The sequence below is a fragment of the Streptococcus oralis genome, from assembly GCF_026782085.1.
Classification (GTDB): domain Bacteria; phylum Bacillota; class Bacilli; order Lactobacillales; family Streptococcaceae; genus Streptococcus; species Streptococcus oralis_DA.
Genome location: NZ_JAKUVW010000004.1, coordinates 247615 through 270136 on the forward strand (window position 1 = coordinate 247615; position 22522 = coordinate 270136).

The 22522-nt window shown below is 39.4% G+C and carries 24 protein-coding genes; 21 read left to right on the forward strand and 3 right to left on the reverse strand.

All coding sequences use genetic code 11. The features are described from left to right. The first annotated feature begins 149 nt into the window (after positions 1-149). From eno to MK395_RS03405, 21 genes are all read left to right on the forward strand, one after another. Positions 150-1454 carry a surface-displayed alpha-enolase gene (gene eno / locus MK395_RS03305; protein ID WP_000022821.1) on the forward strand — a complete coding sequence of 435 codons (1305 nt, stop codon included), beginning with the start codon at positions 150-152 and terminating at the stop codon, positions 1452-1454. Between the two features lie 271 nt (positions 1455-1725). Then, complete coding sequence (locus tag MK395_RS03310; RefSeq protein WP_268711264.1) at positions 1726-2271, forward strand: hypothetical protein; 546 nt, start codon at positions 1726-1728, stop codon at positions 2269-2271. Positions 2272-2413: 142 nt separating this feature from the next. Continuing rightward, positions 2414-2908, forward strand: a complete 495-nt coding sequence (locus MK395_RS03315; protein ID WP_000031471.1) for a YkgJ family cysteine cluster protein — start codon at positions 2414-2416, stop codon at positions 2906-2908. Between the two features lie 201 nt (positions 2909-3109). Then, the gene (locus MK395_RS03320; RefSeq protein WP_268711265.1) at positions 3110-3946 is read left to right on the forward strand and encodes an AraC family transcriptional regulator; all 837 of its coding nucleotides are present in this window, start codon (positions 3110-3112) and stop codon (positions 3944-3946) included. Between the two features lie 183 nt (positions 3947-4129). After that, positions 4130-5044, forward strand: coding sequence for a peptidase (locus MK395_RS03325; RefSeq protein WP_216732750.1), 915 nt, complete (start codon positions 4130-4132; stop codon positions 5042-5044). Positions 5045-5169: 125 nt separating this feature from the next. After that, complete coding sequence (locus tag MK395_RS03330) at positions 5170-5712, forward strand: ClbS/DfsB family four-helix bundle protein (protein WP_001137895.1); 543 nt, start codon at positions 5170-5172, stop codon at positions 5710-5712. Between the two features lie 284 nt (positions 5713-5996). Continuing rightward, on the forward strand, positions 5997-6500 hold the full coding sequence (locus MK395_RS03335) for a hypothetical protein (RefSeq protein WP_000504319.1): 504 nt from the start codon (positions 5997-5999) through the stop codon (positions 6498-6500). 85 nt (positions 6501-6585) lie between these two features. Further along, complete coding sequence (locus tag MK395_RS03340; protein WP_000110625.1) at positions 6586-7002, forward strand: immunity 70 family protein; 417 nt, start codon at positions 6586-6588, stop codon at positions 7000-7002. Between the two features lie 66 nt (positions 7003-7068). Then, complete coding sequence (gene pynA, locus MK395_RS03345; protein WP_268711266.1) at positions 7069-7761, forward strand: pyrimidine 5'-nucleotidase PynA; 693 nt, start codon at positions 7069-7071, stop codon at positions 7759-7761. A gap of 23 nt (positions 7762-7784) precedes the next feature. Further along, the gene (locus MK395_RS03350; RefSeq protein WP_268711267.1) at positions 7785-8078 is read left to right on the forward strand and encodes a hypothetical protein; all 294 of its coding nucleotides are present in this window, start codon (positions 7785-7787) and stop codon (positions 8076-8078) included. Between the two features lie 122 nt (positions 8079-8200). Beyond that, complete coding sequence (locus MK395_RS03355) at positions 8201-8956, forward strand: DUF4336 domain-containing protein (protein WP_268711268.1); 756 nt, start codon at positions 8201-8203, stop codon at positions 8954-8956. An 11-nt stretch (positions 8957-8967) separates the two neighbouring features. Beyond that, entirely contained in the window at positions 8968-9621 is a 654-nt protein-coding gene (locus tag MK395_RS03360) for a uracil-DNA glycosylase (RefSeq protein WP_268711269.1), read from the forward strand. 9 nt (positions 9622-9630) lie between these two features. Next, a complete protein-coding gene (locus MK395_RS03365; RefSeq protein ID WP_001135756.1) occupies positions 9631-10095 on the forward strand; it encodes an NUDIX hydrolase in 465 nt (154 codons plus the stop codon). Positions 10096-10107: 12 nt separating this feature from the next. Next, positions 10108-11376 carry a dihydroorotase gene (locus MK395_RS03370; protein WP_044020770.1) on the forward strand — a complete coding sequence of 423 codons (1269 nt, stop codon included), beginning with the start codon at positions 10108-10110 and terminating at the stop codon, positions 11374-11376. A gap of 41 nt (positions 11377-11417) precedes the next feature. Further along, positions 11418-12758, forward strand: a complete 1341-nt coding sequence (locus MK395_RS03375) for an MATE family efflux transporter (RefSeq protein WP_268711270.1) — start codon at positions 11418-11420, stop codon at positions 12756-12758. 178 nt (positions 12759-12936) lie between these two features. Then, positions 12937-13905, forward strand: coding sequence for a thiamine pyrophosphate-dependent dehydrogenase E1 component subunit alpha (locus tag MK395_RS03380; protein ID WP_000105349.1), 969 nt, complete (start codon positions 12937-12939; stop codon positions 13903-13905). Between the two features lie 16 nt (positions 13906-13921). After that, the gene (locus MK395_RS03385) at positions 13922-14914 is read left to right on the forward strand and encodes an alpha-ketoacid dehydrogenase subunit beta (protein ID WP_061420979.1); all 993 of its coding nucleotides are present in this window, start codon (positions 13922-13924) and stop codon (positions 14912-14914) included. A 447-nt stretch (positions 14915-15361) separates the two neighbouring features. Then, entirely contained in the window at positions 15362-16405 is a 1044-nt protein-coding gene (locus MK395_RS03390) for a dihydrolipoamide acetyltransferase (protein WP_268711271.1), read from the forward strand. Between the two features lie 41 nt (positions 16406-16446). After that, positions 16447-18150: a dihydrolipoyl dehydrogenase gene (lpdA, locus tag MK395_RS03395; protein WP_001162881.1), complete on the forward strand. Its 1704-nt coding sequence runs from the start codon at positions 16447-16449 to the stop codon at positions 18148-18150. 59 nt (positions 18151-18209) lie between these two features. Then, a complete protein-coding gene (locus MK395_RS03400; protein WP_000874005.1) occupies positions 18210-19199 on the forward strand; it encodes a lipoate--protein ligase in 990 nt (329 codons plus the stop codon). Positions 19200-19304: 105 nt separating this feature from the next. After that, positions 19305-19946: a hypothetical protein gene (locus tag MK395_RS03405; protein WP_268711272.1), complete on the forward strand. Its 642-nt coding sequence runs from the start codon at positions 19305-19307 to the stop codon at positions 19944-19946. 79 nt (positions 19947-20025) lie between these two features. Here MK395_RS03405 and xerS read toward each other — a convergent pair whose 3' ends face one another. From xerS to MK395_RS03420, 3 genes are all read right to left on the reverse strand, one after another. After that, the gene (gene xerS / locus MK395_RS03410) at positions 20026-21096 is read right to left on the reverse strand and encodes a tyrosine recombinase XerS (protein WP_000817856.1); all 1071 of its coding nucleotides are present in this window, start codon (positions 21094-21096) and stop codon (positions 20026-20028) included. A 178-nt stretch (positions 21097-21274) separates the two neighbouring features. Next, positions 21275-21712: a MepB family protein gene (locus MK395_RS03415; protein ID WP_000697143.1), complete on the reverse strand. Its 438-nt coding sequence runs from the start codon at positions 21710-21712 to the stop codon at positions 21275-21277. A gap of 65 nt (positions 21713-21777) precedes the next feature. Next, the gene (locus tag MK395_RS03420; protein ID WP_268711273.1) at positions 21778-22518 is read right to left on the reverse strand and encodes a CPBP family intramembrane glutamic endopeptidase; all 741 of its coding nucleotides are present in this window, start codon (positions 22516-22518) and stop codon (positions 21778-21780) included. Positions 22519-22522 lie beyond the last annotated feature (4 nt).

A 22522-nucleotide genomic window follows, 5' to 3' on the forward strand; every position in this document is an offset into this window, starting at 1 on the left:
CACAAAAATCGCAAGAAAACAGACAAAAGAAAGCGATTACTTTATAAAGTTAAGGAAAATTTGCACAAAGATAACGTTTTTTCTTGAAAAACGCTTATTTTTAAGGTATCATAGAGGTGTAAAAAATTTAACTCAAAGGAGAGTAAAAAATGTCAATTATTACTGATGTTTACGCTCGCGAAGTCCTAGACTCACGCGGTAACCCAACACTTGAAGTAGAAGTTTATACTGAATCAGGTGCTTTCGGACGTGGTATGGTTCCATCAGGAGCTTCTACTGGTGAACACGAAGCAGTTGAACTTCGCGACGGTGACAAATCTCGTTACGGTGGTCTTGGTACACAAAAAGCTGTTGACAACGTAAACAACATTATTGCTGAAGCAATCATCGGCTACGATGTACGTGACCAACAAGCTATCGACCGTGCTATGATCGCACTTGACGGTACTCCTAACAAAGGTAAATTGGGTGCAAACGCAATTCTTGGTGTGTCTATCGCTGTAGCTCGTGCTGCTGCTGACTACCTTGAAATCCCACTTTACAGCTACCTTGGTGGATTCAACACTAAAGTTCTTCCAACTCCAATGATGAACATCATCAACGGTGGTTCTCACTCTGACGCTCCAATCGCTTTCCAAGAATTCATGATCGTACCTGCTGGTGCACCATCATTCAAAGAAGCTCTTCGTTGGGGTGCTGAAATCTTCCACGCTCTTAAGAAAATCCTTAAATCTCGTGGTTTGGAAACAGCCGTAGGTGACGAAGGTGGATTCGCTCCTCGTTTCGAAGGAACTGAAGACGGTGTTGAAACTATCCTTGCTGCGATCGAAGCTGCTGGATATGTTCCTGGTAAAGACGTATTTATCGGATTTGACTGTGCATCATCAGAATTCTACGATAAAGAACGTAAAGTTTACGACTACACTAAATTCGAAGGTGAAGGAGCTGCTGTACGTACTGCTGCAGAACAAATCGACTACCTTGAAGAATTGGTAAACAAATACCCAATCATCACTATCGAAGATGGTATGGACGAAAACGACTGGGACGGTTGGAAAGCTCTTACTGAACGTCTTGGTGGTAAAGTTCAATTGGTTGGTGACGACTTCTTCGTAACAAACACTTCTTACCTTGAAAAAGGTATTGCAGAAGGTGCTGCTAACTCAATCCTTATCAAAGTTAACCAAATCGGTACTCTTACTGAAACTTTCGACGCTATCGAAATGGCGAAAGAAGCTGGTTACACTGCCGTTGTATCACACCGTTCAGGTGAAACTGAAGATTCAACAATCGCTGACATCGCAGTTGCAACAAACGCAGGACAAATCAAGACTGGTTCACTTTCACGTACAGACCGTATCGCTAAATACAACCAATTGCTTCGTATCGAAGACCAACTTGGTGAAGTAGCTGAATACCGTGGATTGAAATCATTCTACAACCTAAAAAAATAATCTCTTTATGCGATTAGAGGCTGTAAAGCCTATAAAATAAGCACTTTGGGTCACTTTCCCTTAGTGCTTTTTTGACTGGAGCCTGTCAGCGTATATTATTTGTTAGTCAGTAGCCAGCCTATAACAAGCTGAATAAATGGTTTGAGATTTACTCAGATTTATATTTTAGTATTATTCCATTACCTAATTTTGGAGCATACCATGAATCGGTAGATATCTAGAGTGATGTATGATAAAATTTAATATAATAAACCTAAATAAGGAGATAAACTTGAAGATTAAACAAAAATGGCAACAAAGATCATTTGGAACGGATTTTATGGCTAAAGGCTTATTGTGGATAATAATGTTTGTGATTATTCTTTTCACTTTTAATTACCTAATCTCTGGAAATTTTTATGCCTCTGAATTTTGGGATATGGTCGGAGGAGTGCTCGCATTAATCGCTGCATTCATAGCATTAATTGTTTTTGCTAGACGTGCACTAATAGAGGGGTATTATATTAGTTCTTTTGATCTTGCAATGGCAACATTTTATGAAGAAATTGAACATGATCCTTATTTTTCAAAAACTTATCAGGAAATAAATGAAAAATATGCCGATAATAATAAGGAACGTACAAAAGCTTTAGAACCGTTACAAGCACGTTATTGTTATCTATGCTTTGAACAGTATATTAAAGAATTGAACTGGTTAGAGAGGTTTATAATTTGCTTATATAGTGCATTCACAATAGGAGAATTTTCGCTTTACATGGAGTTATCTAGAGCTAGAAAAAGAAATTGGTTTGAAGATAGGATTAATGATTATTTTTAATAGATAACTTGAAAAATAATCGTTGATTTAACAACGTTGTAAGCTCTTCGGATTTTATCCGAAGGGCTTTTTAAGTGCAATACTCAAAATGAAAAATAACTTATGGTATAATAGACAAAAACACTTGTATTAGAAAGAAACTATGTCTAAAGAAATTGATATTGAGTACTACCACCAACTAGCCTTGCAAAAGCAAAAGGAGCACCGAAAAGTCTTAGCCAATCTAAAGAAAAAACCTCCTAAAAACTTAGATAAGATAGCCCAGCAAATTCACGAAGAAGTTTTTGCTGAGATCGATTGCACTGCATGTGCTAACTGTTGTAAGACCTTGGGACCTGACTTCAAGGAAGCAGATATTACTCGTATTGCCAAGTATTTCAAGATGAAATTACCAGCCTTTGAAGCAGAGTTTCTCCAGGTGGACGAAGACGGTGACAAGGTTTTTAAATCCATGCCTTGCCCCTTTTTAGGTGGAGACAATCTCTGCTCTATCTATGATGTTCGTCCAAAGGCCTGTCGAGAATTTCCCCATACAGATCGTAAAAAGATCCATCAAATTAATCATTTGACGATTAAGAATACCTTGACCTGCCCTGCAGCCTATCTCTTTGTTGAGAAATTAAAGGATAAGTTATAGAAATTTACACCTTTAGATCTTGTACAAAAATTCTGGGGCGGAAGTATCTGATATCTGATAGACTATAGATAGAATTGAACACGGCCTAAAAGCTGTTCGAAAAAGAGAACATTTCTATGACTAGAAGCTCTAGCGTCAATTTTTCTATTTTAAATTGCTTTTAAGGACTTTTGTATCTTGTGGAGGTAAGAAGAAACGAATATGATGCATCAATTCAATCAAACAATGGATTATTTGGAGCAGCAGCTGACTGGAGAAGTGGATATGAAAAGATTTCAGCAGCTATCAGGCTATTCTTATCCTCTTTTTAGCAGAATCTTTTCCATCATGGCTGATATGACCTTGGCAGAATATTTGCGCAATCGCAGGCTGTCAGAAGCTGTGACAGACTTGCGGGAAACCACTGAGAAAGTCATTGATATAGCACTGAAATACGGCTATGAGTCTGCGGATGCCTTCAGTTCAGCCTTTAAGAAATTCCACGGGGAAACTCCCTCAGAAGTTCGAAATGGAAAACCTTATCGGATCTTTCCTAGACTTCAATTATCCTTAAAAATCACAGGAGGAAAGAACATGGATATCAAGATTCAAAAGAAACCTGCTTTTACCGTGGCAGGAGTCCTATTGGAGGCTATTGACAATAGCAAATGCCCGTCTGCTTGGGAGCATCTCTATGCCCATCACAGCTTGGAAAGCCTAGAAAGTTTAGGCAGTGGCCAATCCTTCGGTGTCTGCTCGGATGTCAAAGAAGGCGAAATTATCAACTATATGGCTTCCTATGATGTGACGGATAAAGCTAAAGCAGAAGAACTGGGTCTATCAATCAAAGAAATCGCAGAAGCTGAATATGCTATCGTACCAGTCAAAGGCCCAATACCAGAAAGCATCCATCATGCTTGGAAATATGTTCTAGAGATTTTTTTCCCAGAAACTGGCTATCGCCACTCAGGAGCGCCAGACTTTGAAGTCTATACCGAGGGAGACATGTCCTCACTTGACTATCAAATGGAACTCTGGATACCAGTGATCAAGGACTAAATCATTTTCTGATTTTTTATAAAGATGCAAATCTGACTCTGTAGAAAGAACCTCTACAGAGTCTTTTATTGTGGAAATTCATGTCTGTATATCAAACATACCCTATTTTTTGTTTGGATTTTATGGGGCATGCGAATAGTTTTCTCGGTATAATAGTCCCATAGAAGATAAGGAGGCATAAATATGCAGATGTATTTTGGAGATGTGTCGCTTTGCTATAGCTATTCATTGGCTATGGCACTGGATACCTATGGTTATGACTTTAAAGCAGAGTTTTTAGAGGCAATCATGGTGATGGGCAATGGCGCTAGTATCGTAAAGGAAGATGAACAACACCCTCTAGTATTTTTTGATAATGGTATGCCAGATCTTTCTATCTCTCATTCTTTAAAAATACTTGGATTTGACTATGAGGATTTCTATCTAAAGAATGGAGCAGAAGTAGATTTGGAAGAGATTAAAAGAAAGTTGGAAACCTTTCTGTTCAATGGACCTGTCGTACTGGGCCCTCTTGATATGGGCCATCTGACCTACAACCCCAATCACACAATCCTTTATGGTGTGGATCATTTTGTAACCGTGTATGGTATTGATGAGCAGTACCTTTATTTGCATGATCCAGCTGGTTTTGCCTGTATGAAGGTTGCTTTTAATGACATACTAGAAGCCTGGAAGGCAGAGGCTATTGACTATAAGCGTGGAGCCTACTCCATGTGGGGAAATTTTAAGAAGGTCAAGAGTCCTAGTCAGACTGAAATCTATCAAGAAACAGCAAGGATTATGAAGAAACGATATTTGAATGGCCAAAACGGTGTTTTGGAATGTTATGCAAAAGCAGTTGCTGAAAACGGCTTAAATACAGAACAAAAACAATTGCATCAGTATTTCAGCTTCAAACTTGCGGCTGTTCGAAATCTCTACCTCAGTAAGTTCTTAAAAGATCATAATCCAGAAGGGGCAAGATTAAAAGAAGAATTGGCTACTCTATTTAGCCAAGCCCACCTTTCATGTTTAAAAGAAGATTACCAAGAACTGTCCCACTTGCTCTATCAGATAGCAGAATTGGACGGTCTCTTTAAAGATTTATATGTAAAGTAGTGACTATAAGCATAAAAAATAGTTAGTAAAAGCAGTTTTTCGTAAAATGAAGAACTGCTTTTTGATTATGGTATAATGAAGTGAGGAAATATCTTATTCTACTTGAAAATGAAGGGAGAACGCCTATGCCTAGACCAAAAACAAAAGAGGAGCTAGTGCTAGCCTCTAAGGAAAACTATGAAAAGCTCAATCACTTTATATCTAAATTAAGTGAAGAGGAACTACAGACTCCTTTTGATTTTTCAAAAGATCAAAAGAAAAAAGAAGCTCACTGGAAAAGAGATAAAAATCTAAGAGATGTTCTGATCCATCTCTATGAATGGCATCAGTTACTTTTGACCTGGGTACATTCTAATCAAAAGGGACATGAAAGACCTTTTCTCCCTGAACCTTATAATTGGAAAACTTATGGGGAAATGAATGTCGCTATTTGGAAGAAGCACCAGAAAACGACCTTAGAAGAAGCGACCAAGCTCCTCAATCAATCGCATGGAGAGGTTTTAGAGTTGATGGAAGGCTTCAGCAATGACCAACTCTTTACCAAAGGTGTCTATAAGTGGACGGGTGGGACAAGTCTAGGCTCCTACTTTGTGAGTGCCACTTCCAGTCACTATGATTGGGCTCTGAAAAAACTCAAAGCTCATCAGAAAAATTGTAAGAAACGTTAATTGAAGAGTTTATGAAGGTTGGAAAATCTTCTTCTAAGCTTCGAATAGCTTAGTTCTCGTGATTTTTGAGCTCTTCTAGCTTTAGAATCCTTCAAAAATTAAAATTTAAAGCTGTCATAGACTTAGAATAGATCTAAAAAATATATACAAATGCAATTCTAAACTTAGAATTGAATTTATATTAAAGTGATTATACTGTTCGATACTTAGAATGACTTGATTCTGAGAAATGTTGACTAGAAAATGGATCGAATGGCTTTTTTCTGATATAGGATGATAGATAGATGGGTGAGATGATGAACATACAAAAAGAGAAAGTTAGAAAAGAGTTGATGTCCCTCTGTTTGGGAGAGTTCACAGCCGTCCTATCTATTTGGTTTTGTTTTTTCCTTTTGAAAAATAGGCTTGGTGATTGGAATGGTTTGATCTCTATTCTTCATCCGTTGTCTTTACTGACATTTATTTTGCTTCAAGGTTCAATCTATTGGGCGATTTTGATTAGAAGACTCTCGAAACCTCAGTTCGGAAGTGAAAATGTCCCTAAACTATATGGTGTGCTCAGAATACTAGACCTCGTTTTACTTATTTCAGGCTTTCCTTTTATTGTCTGGAATGCACAGAGTGTCCTAGTGACTATCTTAGCCACGTTGATACAGCTTTTTGCCCTTATCGAATGGGTTAATTATTTCCTCCTACGCCTATCTTATAGTTTGAACCCTCTTGTTTTATGGAAACGAATTACCAAGGGAAAACTTGAAAAAAGCAGAATAGCCAAGGAGTTGGGGTAGGGGGAATGAATGTATGTTTTAGATACTATCAATATAAAACTTTAGTTGACGTTAAATAATATTAAAAATGAGTAGGAGAATATCTATGTCTGTAGGGTTAATGGTTGGTTATAATTGGTGGACTATAGGAGAAGGGAGTCTTTTTAATTCATTCTTTTCGACTATTTATGTTCGCTTAGAGAATAATGAGTGGGGAAGTAGATACCCAGTAATAATGAATAAGCTTTACTGGGGAGATGTTCCTTTTGAATCTGTTGAAAGAGGAATAGCTGAGTTGGTATCTATCCAAGAGGAGTTGAAAAAATTTCTCCCTCAGGATGTTATATGGGATTTTGAAGATTTGTCACTCACTCCTCCTTGGGGAAATAATATCGCAGAGCATATAACAAATTTATCACATTATTTCATAACGAGTTCCGGAAAAGATTTATTCGAAGTTTTGCTGACTAGTTTTAGATTTGCACTTGAGCACGGTCAAAATGTGAGTGTAAAAAGTATTTGAAACTCAATAAATCAAAGGTTCATTTATGCTATAATGTTCTTAATGGATTTTCAGAAAGGAAACTCAATGCCCTACAAATTTCTACTCTTCGATCTTGACCACACCTTGCTTGATTTTGATGCTGCTGAGGATGTGGCTTTGACGCAACTTCTAAAGGAAGAAGGAGTTGCGAACATTCAAGCCTATAAAGACTATTACGTTCCTATGAACAAGGCTCTCTGGAAGGACTTGGAGCAAAAGAAAATCAGTAAACAAGAACTGGTTAACATGCGCTTTTCTCGTTTATTTGCTCATTTTGGACTGGAGAAAGACGGTACTTTACTTGCTCAGCGTTATCAATTTTACTTAGCCCAACAGGGACAAACTCTTTCGGGCGCTCATGAACTCTTGGACAGCCTCATCGAACGTGATTATGACTTGTATGCTGCGACAAATGGAATAACTGCCATTCAGACAGGTCGTTTGGCTCAATCGGGTCTTGCTCCCTATTTCAACCATGTCTTTATCTCTGAGCAGTTGCAAACACAAAAACCTGATGCACTATTCTATGAAAAAATCGGTCATCAGATTGCTGGATTTAGCAAAGAAAAGACGCTGATGATTGGAGATTCCCTAACAGCTGATATTCAAGGTGGCAATAATGCTGGCATAGATACCATCTGGTACAACCCACATCACCTCGAAAATCACACACAAGCCCAGCCGACTTATGAAGTTCATTCTTACCAAGAATTGCTGGATTGTTTGGATGCTATGTAGTGATTTCCCTAAGAGGTGTTGATATGGAAATTAAAGTCATTGAAGAGATTGATAACTTACTAAACCTCATCGAGCAGTATCAGTTAAAAGGTGTGGTTGCTCAAGTAAATTCGTTAAAAGAGTTAAAGTATGTCATAAGCAATCATATAGAGTTAAGCACTCGAGAGAAGATGAATATCCACTATTCACTCTTTCTCCCTAGGGGTGGTTTATCTGAACTCTACTATATGGACGCTAATCTTGAACGGATGATGTCTGTAAATAATCAACTTTCCTATGCTATTGATACAATTGAAAAGTTTTTAATGGCTGATTGATACTGTCAATACTAATGTCAAATAATAGGGTCAATAACAGTATATATAAGAACTGTAAAAAGTGGTTTAGATAGCCACTTTTTGCTATAATAGAGGCAGTAAAAACGAAGGAATAGTTAACGATGTCAAGGCCAGAACTTTCTCTTTATGAACCATTGTATACACTAAAAGAAGTTGATCAGAATATCTGGATAGTAGATGGTGATTTGATTCAAATGGACATGAAGATCTTCAAACTTCCTTTTCAGACACGTATGACGGTGGTTAAGTTAAAGGATGGCAAACTCTGGATTCATTCTCCAATCGCGCCAAACGAGGAGCTCTTTACTGAACTGGATGCTTTGGGAAGAGTCGCTTACCTGATTTCACCAAATAAGATTCACTACGCCTATATTGCAGATTGGAAAAAAAGATATCCTCATGCGCAAACATGGTCTAGTCCAGGAGTTGAAGAGAGAGCGAAAAGTCAGAATGTCAAGGTGGTATTCGATGCTCCCTTAACAGATAAGGCTCCTGACCTATGGTCTGATGAGATTGATCAACTTATTTTTAAGGGAAGTTCTGTGATTGAAGAAGTGGTGTTTTTTCATAAATCGACTAAAACACTCATTGTAACGGACCTTATAGAGAATTTTGAACCAGAAAAGATAGCTAGTCCAATCCGAAGAAAAATCTATCGTTTAGCCCGTGTAACAGCTCCTGATGGACAAACTCCTATCGATTATCGGATGACTTTTTTAGGAAGACAAGGGGAAGCAAAGGTTTCCTTTTCCCGTATGTTAAACTGGAAACCTGATAAGATTATACTTGCACACGGTCTATGCTTTTTTGAGAATGGTACGGATGAATTAAGACGGGCTTTTAGATGGATACGATAAAGGAGAAAAAGATGCAACACTCATCTTGGCATGCTTTGATTAAGGAGCAATTACCCGAGGGGTATTTCGGGAAAATCAATCAGTTTATGGAGCAAGTCTATGCTCAGGGAATTGTTTATCCACCTAAGGAAAAGGTTTTTCAGGCTCTATTAACTACACCGCTTGAAGAGGTTAAGGTGGTGATTCTAGGGCAAGACCCCTATCACGGGCCAGGTCAGGCGCAGGGCTTGAGTTTTTCGGTTCCAGATGCTATCCCAGCTCCGCCGTCCTTGCAAAACATTTTAAAAGAATTGTCAGATGATATCGGCGTTAAGAAATCACATGATTTGACGTCTTGGGCTGAGCAGGGAGTCTTACTTCTCAATGCTTGCTTGACTGTTCCTGCTGGGCAGGCCAATGGTCATGCTGGGCAGATATGGGAGCCTTTTACAGATGCTGTGATTCGGGTTGTCAATAATCTAGACAGACCGATAGTCTTTGTACTCTGGGGTGCTTATGCACGCAAGAAGAAGGCCTTGGTTACCAATCCTCACCACTTAATTATCGAATCAGCCCATCCTAGTCCTTTATCTGTTTACAGAGGATTTTGGGGTTCCAAACCTTTTTCCAAAGCTAATGCATTCTTAAAAGAGACAGGACAAGTGCCAATAGATTGGCTTAGATAAGGAGAAATTATGCCTCAGTTAGCGACGATTTGCTACATTGATAACGGAAAAGAACTACTCATGCTCCATCGCAATAAAAAGCCCAATGATGTCCATGCTGGTAAATGGATTGGTGTGGGTGGTAAGCTAGAGCGAGGAGAGACGCCTCAGGAATGTGCCGCACGTGAAATCCTCGAAGAAACAGGGCTCAAAGCCAAGCCAGTGCTAAAAGGCGTTATCACTTTTCCTGAGTTCACACCTGATTTAGACTGGTACACTTATGTGTTTAAGGTGACAGAGTTTGAGGGTGACTTGATTGACTGCAATGAGGGGACCTTAGAATGGGTTCCCTATGATGAGGTCTTGAGCAAGCCGACTTGGGAAGGTGACCACACCTTTGTTGAGTGGCTCTTAGAGGATAAACCCTTCTTCTCAGCCAAGTTTGTTTATGATGGGGATAAATTGTTGGATACCCAAGTTGATTTTTATGAATAAAGGAGAAAGCAAATGCTACTAATCAAAAATGGTCGTGTAATGGATCCCAAGTCTGGTTTGGATCAAGTGTGTGATGTTTTAGTGCAAGATGGGAAAATTGTCAAGATTGCTCCCGAAATCAAGGAAGAAGGAGCAGAGCTAATTGATGCTACTGGTCTTGTAGTTGCGCCTGGACTAGTGGATATTCATGTTCATTTCCGTGAACCTGGTCAAACCCACAAGGAGGACATCCATACTGGGGCACTAGCGGCTGCTGCAGGTGGTTTTACAACGGTTGTCATGATGGCTAATACTAGTCCAACCATTTCGGACGTAGAGACTTTGAAAGAAGTTCTCCAGTCTGCTGCCAAGGAAAAGATTAACGTCAAGACAGTTGCGACTATTACCAAGAACTTTAATGGCCAAGACTTGACAGACTTTAAGGCTCTTTTAGAAGCTGGAGCCGTTGGTTTTTCAGATGATGGAATTCCGCTTGAAAGTAGTAAAGTGGTTAAGGAAGCAATGGTAGAAGCCAAAAAACTCAATACCTTTATCTGCCTTCATGAGGAAGATCCAGGTTTGAATGGAATTCTTGGCTTTAACGAAAACATCGCTAAAGAACATTTCCATATCTGTGGAGCGACAGGAGTGGCTGAGTACGCTATGATTGCGCGCGATGTTATGATTGCCTATGCAACCAAGGCCCATGTTCACATTCAGCATTTGTCTAAGGAAGAAAGTGTCAAGGTGGTGGAGTTTGCTCAAGGACTAGGTGCGCAGGTCACAGCAGAAGTAGCGCCACAGCATTTCTCTAAGACAGAAGCTCTTCTTTTAACTCAAGGAAGCAATGCCAAAATGAATCCTCCACTTCGTTTGGAGTCAGACCGTCGTGCCGTTATCGAAGGTCTCAAGTCAGGTGTTATCACAGTTATCGCAACGGACCACGCGCCTCACCATGCAGATGAGAAAAATGTTGAAGATATCACCAAAGCACCATCTGGTATGACAGGTTTGGAAACCTCTCTTTCTCTTGGTTTGACTTATTTGGTGGAAGCTGGTGAGTTGAGCTTGATGGAATTGCTAGAAAAAATGACTGTCAATCCAGCCAAGCTTTACAACTTTGAAGCAGGTTACTTGGCTGAGAATGGTCCAGCGGATATCACTATCTTTGACGCTAAGGCTGACCGCCTTGTGGACTCCCATTTTGCGTCAAAAGCAGCTAATTCCCCATTTATCGGTGAAACTTTAAAAGGGCAGGTTAAATATACCATCTGCAAGGGACAAATTGTCTACCAAAACTAGATGGGATTCTGCTCTAGAAACTATAAGAATAGAGAGCGTATATGTATCCAACCCATCAATTTAAAGACAAGTTTGTCTTATTTCTTAAGATATTTTTCCCTATTCTGATCTATCAATTTGCCAATTATTCTGCCTCTTTTGTTGATACAACCATGACTGGGCAGTACAATACCATGGACTTGGCGGGGGTGTCAACCGCAACGAGTCTATGGAATCCTTTCTTTACTTTTTTAACAGGGATTGTTTCGGCCATGGTTCCCATCATAGGCCATCATCTGGGACGGGGCAAAAAGGAAGAAGTAGCATCTGATTTTTACCAATTTATCTACTTGGCTTTCGGACTGTCTTTGGTCTTGCTTGGAATGGTAGTATTCTTAGCGCCACCTGTCTTAACCAACATCGGACTAGAAGCTCAAGTGGCGGCAGTTGCAGTTTCCTATCTTTGGTACCTGTCTATTGGAATTATTCCCTTGTTGCTGTTCAGTGTCATTCGCTCTTTGTTGGATTCTCTTGGATTGACCAAGCTATCTATGTACCTCATGCTCCTATTACTTCCGCTCAATAGTAGTTTTAACTATCTCTTGATATATGGAGGTTTCGGTTTCCCAGAGCTTGGTGGCGCAGGGGCAGGGCTAGGAACTTCGCTAGCCTATTGGGTTTTATTGGGCATTTCCCTGCTTGTTTTGTTCAAACAAAAAAGATTAAAAGCGTTACATCTTGAAAAACGGATTCCACTCAATATAGATAAAATCAAGGAAGGTGTTCGGCTAGGTCTACCAATCGGGGGAACCGTCTTTGCTGAAGTAGCTATCTTTTCTGTGGTTGGCTTGATCATGTCTAAGTTTTCATCGCTCATCATCGCTAGCCACCAGTCAGCTATGAATTTTTCGAGTCTCATGTATGCTTTTCCTATGAGTATTTCCTCTGCTATGGCGATTGTTGTGTCTTACGAGGTTGGGGCTAAACGTTTTGAGGATGCAAAAACCTATGCTCGTCTGGGGAGAATAACTGCCCTTATTTTTGCAGGTCTTACCCTGTCCTTTCTCTACATTTTTAGAGATCGTGTAGCAAGTCTATATGGAAATGACCCTCACTTCATTGAAACCACGGCTGTTTTCCTGACATACAGTCTCTTTTTCCAGCTAGCTGATACCTTTGCGGCTCCGCTCCAAGGAATTTTAAGAGGGTATAAGGATACTATCGTTCCTTTCTATCTTGGATTAATCGGGTATTGGGGAGTAGCGATACCACTAGGATATCTACTAGATCAGGTAACTGATTTAGGGGCATTTGCTTACTGGATTGGGTTGATTGCCAGCTTGATTGTTTCTGGTTGTTTGTATCAATGGCGTTTGAAAACCGTAATGAAAAGATTGAGCTAGTTTTTGGAAAATATCCTGAAAAAGCACTTTGTGAAATAATGCTCTAACTAGAGAGAATCCCTGTTTTAACAGGGATTTATTTTTTTATATTGTGAAATTTTAATAGCCATATACTTTGACAGTGTATACTAAAAAAGGTAAAATAGTAAGGTAAGTACAAAGTTAGAAAGGCAAGATTATGTCAACTTTAGATAAGAATCTTTTGCTAGAGATGTTCCGTAAGATGGAAGAAATCCGTCGCATGGACTTAAAAATCGCTCAGTTAGTGAAAAAGGGGAAAGTTCCCGGTATGACTCACTTTTCTGTCGGAGAGGAAGCTGCTAACGTCGGAGCGATGCTGGCTCTTAATCCAGATGATCTGATTACCTCAAATCACCGTGGACACGGGCAAGCTATTGCTAAGGGGATTGACCTTAACGGAATGATGGCTGAAATCCTTGGAAAATACACTGGAACCTGTAAAGGAAAAGGTGGTTCTATGCACATCGCCGACTTAGATGCGGGTAACCTTGGTGCCAATGGTATCGTAGGTGGTGGTATGGGAATCGCTGTTGGTGCGGCCCTCAGTCAGCAAATGCAACATACTGGTAAAATCGTTGTCTGCTTCTTTGGAGATGGCGCGACCAACGAAGGTGTTTTCCACGAAGCAGTGAACATGGCTTCTATTTGGAAACTTCCTGTTATTTTCTACTGCATTAACAACGGTTACGGTATCTCTGCGGATATCAAGAAAATGACCAATGTGGAGCATATCCATCAACGTAGTGCGGCATATGGAATTCCTGGAATGTTTATCGAAGATGGAAACAATGTCATCGATGTCTATGAAGGATTTAAGAAAGCTGTAGATCATGTTCGTGGTGGCAATGGCCCAGTCTTGATCGAAAGTGTAACCTATCGCTGGCTTGGTCACTCATCATCTGACCCTGGTAAATATCGTACTCGTGAAGAAGTGGAATTGTGGAAACAAAAAGACCCAATCGAAAACCTTCGCAAATACCTCATTGAAAACAATATTGCAAGTGCAGAAGAATTGGAAGAAATTCAAGCACAAGTCAAGGAAGCAGTAGAAGCTTCTGTTAAATTTGCAGAAGAAAGCCCATTCCCGCCACTAGAATCAGCATTTGAAGATATTTACGCAGACTAAGGAGAAAGAGATAAAAATGGAAACAAAAACAATGTCGTTCCGTGACACCATTATCCTTGCTATGTCTGAGGAAATGCGTCGCGATGAAAATGTATTCTTGATGGGAGAAGACGTCGGTGTCTTCGGAGGAGACTTCGGAACTTCTGTTGGAATGCTCGAAGAATTTGGTCCAGAACGTATCCGTGACTGTCCGATTTCTGAAGCTGCCATCTCTGGAGCAGCAGCAGGAGCAGCCATGACAGGACTTCGTCCAATCGTCGATATGACCTTCATGGACTTCTCGGTTATTGCCATGGACAATATCGTCAACCAAGCTGCTAAAACACGTTATATGTTTGGTGGTAAAGGTCAGGTTCCAATGACTGTACGTTGTGCAGCTGGTAACGGAGTTGGTTCTGCCGCTCAGCACTCGCAATCTCTAGAGTCTTGGTTTACACACATCCCTGGTCTCAAGGTTGTAGCTCCAGGTACACCTGCGGATATGAAAGGACTGCTCAAGTCTTCTATCCGTGATAACAACCCTGTTATCATCCTTGAATACAAGTCAGAATTTAACCAAAAAGGGGAAGTGCCAGTTGATCCAGACTACACAATCCCACTTGGAGTTGGTGAAATCAAACGTGAAGGTACAGATGTAACAGTCGTTACTTATGGAAAAATGCTTCGCCGTGTGGTTCAAGCTGCTGAAGAATTAGCAGAAGAAGGAATTTCTGTTGAAATTGTGGACCCTCGTACATTAGTGCCACTTGATAAAGAAATTATCATCAACTCTGTTAAAAAGACTGGTAAGGTGGTGCTTGTCAACGACGCTCACAAAACAAGTGGCTATATCGGAGAGATTTCAGCAATTATTTCAGAATCAGAAGCATTTGATTATCTAGACGCACCAATCCGCCGTTGTGCAGGAGAAGATGTGCCAATGCCTTACGCACAAAATCTAGAAAATGCAATGATTCCAACAGTTGAAAGCATCAAAGATGCAATCCGTAAGACTTATAACAAAGAATAATATTGCATAAATTAAATTACGTAAATTTTTAGAGATTTTAACTTTAGTAACTTGAGGTATGTTTTGTATCCAAGTTGTATATAAAGTTGCGACAGTTTTTTGACGAATCGATCATATTCGACAAAAAACTTAGTAAGTCTACTAGGTTGACCGCCTAATAGCGGCAACCGTAGTAACTTGAGACGCGTTTCGTGTCCAAGTTACTTGTAGAGTTGAACACGGGCTAAAAGCTCGGAAAAAAGATAAATCTCCTTGGCTTCATCGAAGCCAGCGTCGATTTCCTATTTTTCAGTCGCTTTTAACGCCCTTTGCATCATGTAATTGAATTCGGACGGAGGTCTGTGAAAAAAAGATAGATTTCCTTGTGTTCATCGAACACATCGTCAATCTCCTATTTTTTCATTGCCCTCTTCGTCCTAAATATCTTAGTATAGAATTGGAGAGGTCATGGCTGATGACAAGCTAAGAGCGACTCCTGCGGCTAGAAAGTTGGCGGATGATCTAGGAATCAACCTCTACGACGTTTCTGGCTCAGGTGCAAACGGTCGTGTCCACAAAGAAGACGTGGAAACTTATAAAGACACAAACGTGGTTCGCATTTCGCCACTTGCAAAACGAATTGCCCTCGAACATAACATTGCTTGGCAGGAAATCCAAGGAACGGGTCATCGTGGTAAGATCATGAAGAAGGATGTTTTGGCCTTGCTTCCTGAAAATATCGAAAACGACACCATCAAGTCTCCTGCTCAAATCGAAAAAGTGGCAGAAGTTCCAGACAATATCACTCCTTATGGTGAGATTGAGCGTATTCCAATGACACCAATGCGTAAGGTTATAGCTCAACGTATGGTTGAATCTTACCTAACTGCGCCAACCTTCACACTCAACTATGATGTCGATATGTCAGAAATGTTGGCCCTTCGTAAGAAGGTTCTTGATCCGATTATGGAAGCGACTGGTAAGAAGACTACTGTAACAGACCTTCTTTCACTCGCTGTTGTGAAAACATTGATGAAACACCCATACATCAACGCTTCATTGACAGAAGACGGCAAGACCATTATCACTCATAACTATGTCAACCTTGCGATGGCGGTTGGGATGGATAACGGTCTAATGACACCAGTTGTTTACAATGCTGAAAAAATGAGCTTGTCAGAGTTAGTAGTAGCCTTTAAAGACGTGATTGGTCGTACCTTGGATGGCAAATTGGCTCCAAGTGAGTTACAAAACTCAACCTTCACAATTAGTAACTTGGGAATGTTTGGCGTTCAGTCCTTTGGTCCGATTATTAACCAACCCAACTCAGCAATCCTCGGGGTAAGCTCAACAGTAGAGAAACCTGTCGTTGTTAATGGCGAAGTTGATATTCGTCCTATCATGAGCCTTGGTTTAACTATTGACCACCGTGTTGTAGATGGTATGGCTGGTGCTAAGTTTATGAAAGACTTGAAAGCCTTGATTGAGAATCCGATCTCAATGTTGGTTTAAGTCAGCTATTGTTATTTTAGAGATTTAGAAGGAAGTAAGACATGGCCTTAGAAGTAATTATGCCAAAAGCCGGCGTAGATATGACAGAAGGACAAATTGTCCAATGGAATAAAAAAGTCGGTGAATTTGTAAAAGAAGGAGAAATCCTTTTGGAAATCATGACTGACAAAGTCAGCATGGAATTGGAAGCCGAAGAAGATGGATACTTGATTGCCATCCTTAAAGGAGATGGTGAAACTGTCCCTGTAACTGAAGTTATCGGTTACCTTGGAGAAGAAGGGGAAAACATCCCAACAGCTGGAGCAGCTGCGCCAGAATCAAAACCTGCACCTGCAGCTAGTGCCTCAAACGACGATGGTAAGAGCGATGATGCCTTTGATATCGTTGTGATTGGTGGAGGTCCTGCTGGTTATGTTGCAGCCATTAAAGCTGCCCAACTCGGTGGGAAGGTTGCCCTTGTTGAGAAATCTGAACTCGGTGGAACGTGTTTGAACCGTGGCTGTATCCCAACGAAGACCTACCTTCACAATGCTGAAATCATCGAAAATATCGGTCATGCAGCAAACCGAGGTATCGTCATCGAAAATCCAAACTTCACTGTAGATATGGATAAACTTTTAGAGACAAAATCTAAGGTTGTCAATACTTTGGTTGGTGGTGTTGCAGGTCTTCTTCGTAGTTACGGAGTTACTGTTCATAAGGGAATTGGTACAATCACTAAAGATAAGAATGTCTTGGTAAATGGTTCTGAATTGCTTGAAACCAAGAAAATTATCCTTGCCGGTGGTTCAAAAGTCAGCAAGATCAACGTTCCTGGTATGGAATCTCCACTTGTCATGACCAGTGATGACATTCTTGAAATGAACGAAGTACCAGAAAGCCTCGTAATCATCGGTGGTGGGGTTGTCGGTATCGAACTCGGCCAAGCATTCATGACATTTGGTTCAAAAGTAACTGTTATCGAAATGATGGACCGTATCGTTCCAGCTATGGATGCGGAAGTGTCTAAGAATCTTCGCTTGATCCTTGAGCGTAAAGGTATGACTATCTTGACAGGTACAAAATTGCAAGAAATCATCGAAGAAAATGGTCAACTTCGTATCAAGGTTGAAGGAAAAGACGATATCATCGCTAGCAAAGCTCTTCTTTCAATCGGTCGTGTACCAGACCTTGAAGGAATTGGCGATGTTGAGTTTGAATTGGATCGTGGTCGTATTAAGGTCAATGAGTACATGGAAACTTCTGTTCCTGGAATCTACGCACCAGGTGACATCAACGGTACTAAAATGTTGGCGCACGCAGCCTTCCGTATGGGGGAAGTTGCTGCTGAAAATGCCCTCAAAGGAAACCATGCTGTTGCTAAATTGAACTTGACTCCAGCAGCTATCTACACTCTCCCTGAAGTAGCAGCAGTAGGTCTGACTGAAGAACAAGCACGTGAGAAATACGATGTTGCAATCGGTAAATTCAACTTTGCAGCCAACGGTCGTGCCATTGCATCTGATGCTGCTCAAGGTTTCGTAAAAGTTATCGCTGATAAGAAATACGGGGAAATCCTTGGTGTGCACATCATTGGTCCTGCAGCCGCAGAATTGATTAACGAGGCATCAAGCATTATCGAAATGGAAATCACTGTTGAGGAAATGCTGAAGACTATCCACGGACACCCAACCTACTCTGAAGTGATGTACGAAGCATTTGCGGATGTTTTAGGAATGGCCATCCATTCACCTAAGAAAAAATAAAACGAAGATAGACTAGGCTGGAAAGATGTTTTCCAGTCTCTATCGTATAAAGGGATATCATGAAATATATTATCAATCATTCAAACGACACTGCTTTTAATATCGCCTTGGAAGAATATGCCTTTAAACACTTACTAGATGAGGATCAAATCTTCCTTCTTTGGATTAACAAACCTTCTATCATTGTTGGTCGTCACCAGAATACTATCGAAGAAATCAACCGTGATTATGTTCGCGAAAATGGTATTGAGGTAGTCCGCCGTATCAGTGGTGGTGGAGCTGTTTATCACGATTTAAACAACCTCAACTACACCATCATTTCAAAAGAAGATGAAAACAAGGCCTTCGACTTCAAGAGCTTCTCAACTCCAGTTATCAATACCTTGGCTCAACTTGGTGTTAAAGCCGAATTTACAGGCCGTAATGATCTAGAGATTGATGGCAAAAAATTCTGTGGCAATGCTCAAGCCTATATCAATGGGCGTATCATGCACCATGGTTGCTTGCTCTTTGACGTTGATTTGTCAGTTCTTGCTAACGCCCTCAAGGTTTCAAAGGATAAATTTGAGTCAAAAGGTGTGAAATCCGTCCGTGCCCGTGTAACAAATATTGTCAATGAATTGCCAGAAAAAATCACAGTTGAAGAATTCCGTGATTTGCTCTTGGAATACATGAAAAAAGAGTACCCAGAGATGACTGAATACGTTTTTTCTGAGCAAGAATTGGCTGAAATCAATCGTATCAAGGATACCAAGTTCGGTACTTGGAACTGGAACTACGGTAAATCACCTGAATTTAACGTCCGTCGTGGAACAAAATTCACCAGTGGTAAGGTCGAAGTTTTTGCCAACGTCATTGAATCAAAAATCCAAGATATCAAGATCTATGGGGACTTCTTTGGTATCGAGGACGTTGCAGCTGTAGAAGATGTCCTCCGTGGAGTGAAATACGAACGTGAAGATGTCCTCAAGTCACTAGAAACTATTGACATCACACGCTACTTTGCTGGTATTAGCCGTGAAGAAATCGCTGAAGCAGTAGTGGGGTAAGGAAAAAGAATCCATTTATGATGGATTCTTTTATTAGGGTTAAACTTAATAATCATGCTGATTAGATTATAATAGAGATGAAAAATGAAAAGGAGTTATTCATTAATGTTAGAAATTCCAGTAGAAAGTCTTAATCTATTTGAACAGTTAGACCGCAATGTTGTTGCTTTCTATAGAAATGAAGAAATTTATCAAACTGAAAGTTTAAATATAAGCATCACACAAGAACATTATGATAAGAAATACAAAGAGCTTCAACCTTTAGGATACCAAGCTGTTCAAATACCTTTAGGAATGGCTTTAGATAATGTAATCCAGCAAGCCCATTTTCAAAATCTTATAATTGGCGGTCTTCTCCCCGATGAAATCAAAGTAAACAAAGAAGACCTAATGCCTTTGAAAGATATTGTTGATAGTTTTTGTATTATGTATGCTGCAGCGAATAACCGACTAGAACATAGTAAGGCTTATGAATTTATGAAAGATAAGACAGTATTCTTTATTGGTAAACTGTTAACTGACGATCTTAAAAATGGTGACGAAATTTCGTATATGGAAATCGAAAGAGAATCAGATGATGGAACTTCTTATGAATCAGTAAAATGTTTTCTAACTAAAGAGAGTGCTGAGCAGTTCAATGATTCAAAAAAACCTATAAGCTCAGCAAATCTAGCCTATCTGCAAGCCTTTTGGTGTAAACCAGTAATTATAGAGCCACACCGTAACTACTGGATTGAGTTTAAATAACTAAAAAACGAAAGATAAAAGGAATTGATCTTTCGTTTTTTAGTTATAGTTGATTTACATAATTTATAATATGTAATAATCACAAGCTGTCTAAAGCATTCTTTTGTTCATCGTTGACAATATGGGTATAGAGGTCAGTGACTTGTGTACTAGCGTGACCTAGCTGATGGCTGACCAAAACTTGCGATTTAGTAGCATCATAGAGTCTAGTCGCCAGGGTATGGCGTAGTTTGTGTGGAGTTACACGGACTTTGAAGTCCTCAGAGTATTTAGCAACCATCTTTTCAACACTAGAAGCATCAATACGATTGGGAACGCCACGATATAAGGTCAAAAAGAGAGCTGTATCCGTCTTTTCTGTCTTATAGCGTTGATTTCGAATGGCTAGATAATTCTCTAGGTAAGGCTTAGCAAAGGCAGCGACATTGACCGAGTCACGTTTGCCACCTTTTCGAGTGACATCAATGACCATCATTTTGAGATTGAGGTCTCTTAGATCTAGATTAACAGCTTCAGATAAGCGGACACCAGACGCTAGGAGAAGGGCAATAATGGCCAAATCACGTTCTTTGTTCTTATTAAATGATGAGAGAGCGCGATTTGAGAGCTGTTGTGGGTACTCCTGATCGATATAAGTTAGAAAACCTTCTGTTTCATCACCTAGAAAGAGTTTTTGCTTGATGTTTTCAGCTCTAGCAGCAAGTGTTTCTTTCTTTTTCTTGGTTGAAACTTTCTTCATTACATTACGATAAAAATAGGGTTCTCCCAGGTCGTTTTCAACCTCCTCTGTTAGATACTTGTAAAGACTAGAAAGTGCTGATAAGGTCCGATTGATGGTCGTCTGAGATACACCTTGCTTGGTTGTATTAGCATTCAGCAATGGACGTTCACGTAGATATAGGATAAAAGCTTCCATATCTTTCTTAGACATATTTTCCAAGACAGATAAAGGAATATCAGACATTTTATCAGCATTTGAAATTCCAGACTCTAAAACCCAGCTGAAAAATCGATCGTATTCCTTGAGATATTCGTACAAGGTTGTAAAGCTGTAGGGAACAGCAAGCTTTGATTGGTAGTATTCCAGAACATACCAAGGCATGATTTGTTTTAGTTTGTCGATTCGTTCCAATAAAATCTCACGTTTCATGTATTTTCTCCATAATTAAGTCTACTAGTAGTATAGCATAGACTTATATATTTTTCAAGAAAATTATAGTTTTTCGGAAAGATGTTATAAGTGTTTGATGGATTCTAGAAAAAACAAAGACCTGGTTCCACAATCATAAGAAACAGGTCTTTTGTGTGTATGTAATCCGGCAATATGTTTATATTTTAATTTCTCTAAAATATTGCAATTGCCATTTTTGTGTTGCTCGAGCTGTTGTATTTAAATTTGAGCACCAAGGAGGATAAAATCGCATAGACATTTTTCCATTGCTATCTTTTGTCGACAGAATGTTTTTACGAATAGCCACCTCGTTTGGAATAATGAATAGTCCCCTCTTATCATTATCAATGATAACGATTATAAGTTCATTTCCTAAGTCCTCATTGGTATAAGGAATGTTCTTGTTGTTTTGGTCTTTTTTCCAAAAAACTGTAAAATATCCTTCTTTTTTTGGTGTTCTTTTTGCCAAGCGGCATCTTTTATACCCTTGCTCTTCCTTTATATTGATAAGAATACCTTCGTATTTTTCATTGTATTTTTCTTCAATGAAATCAAAATCACCATAAAAATTATATAAAACATCGAGTATTTTCATTATGATGTATGTCCCCCTTAGCAAATAACTTTTCCAAAGAATAATACTGTTTCCAACAAAATCAGCTAACAACTATACTCATCTTTTTTATGTATTACCATATAGCAGGATACCAAGATGACGAAGATTCTAATCAGGTAGGTTTCGTATCGATCAGTGTCTATGGTTAGCTGAGACAAGACGTTAATGATAGAATGTGTCATAACGCAAATCCAGAGATTTTTTGTTTTGATATAAAGAGCTGAGAGTATGAAAGAATTCGTCAGCAATCCAAATAAAAACGGTAGAATTTGCAGAGTTGCTAGGGAACCATCTATGCAAAAGAACAACAGATGCCAAAGTGCCCAGCTGAAAAAGGTTAGGATTGTTGAGTGAAAATACGGTAGCTTTTCTTGTAAAATTGGTTGAAAAACATATCGCCATCCAATCTCTTCTATACCGCCAAAGACAATAAATTTGAAGAACATCAAAAATGGGAGATACCAGCTAAATTCTATTATTTTCCCACCAAACATTAGAAAAGAAAAATCAAGGATAATAAGGAAAAAAGATAATAAATAGTGTTTATAACTGGTATGAATGTTAAAAAAATCGTTTACAATCTTCTTAAAATGAATATGAAAATAGTGATTTGCAACAATGATTCCCCAAAGAGCTGAAGAAATGCCACCTAGAAAGATTCCTAAAATAGATAATAGATTGGACTGAACAGAAAAATGATTCAAGAGAAAGAAAAGAAGACAAACTGATACTATTTGGCTAAATGTGCCTAGCAAATATACCGCAATTGCCTTATTTCTTTTCATTGAG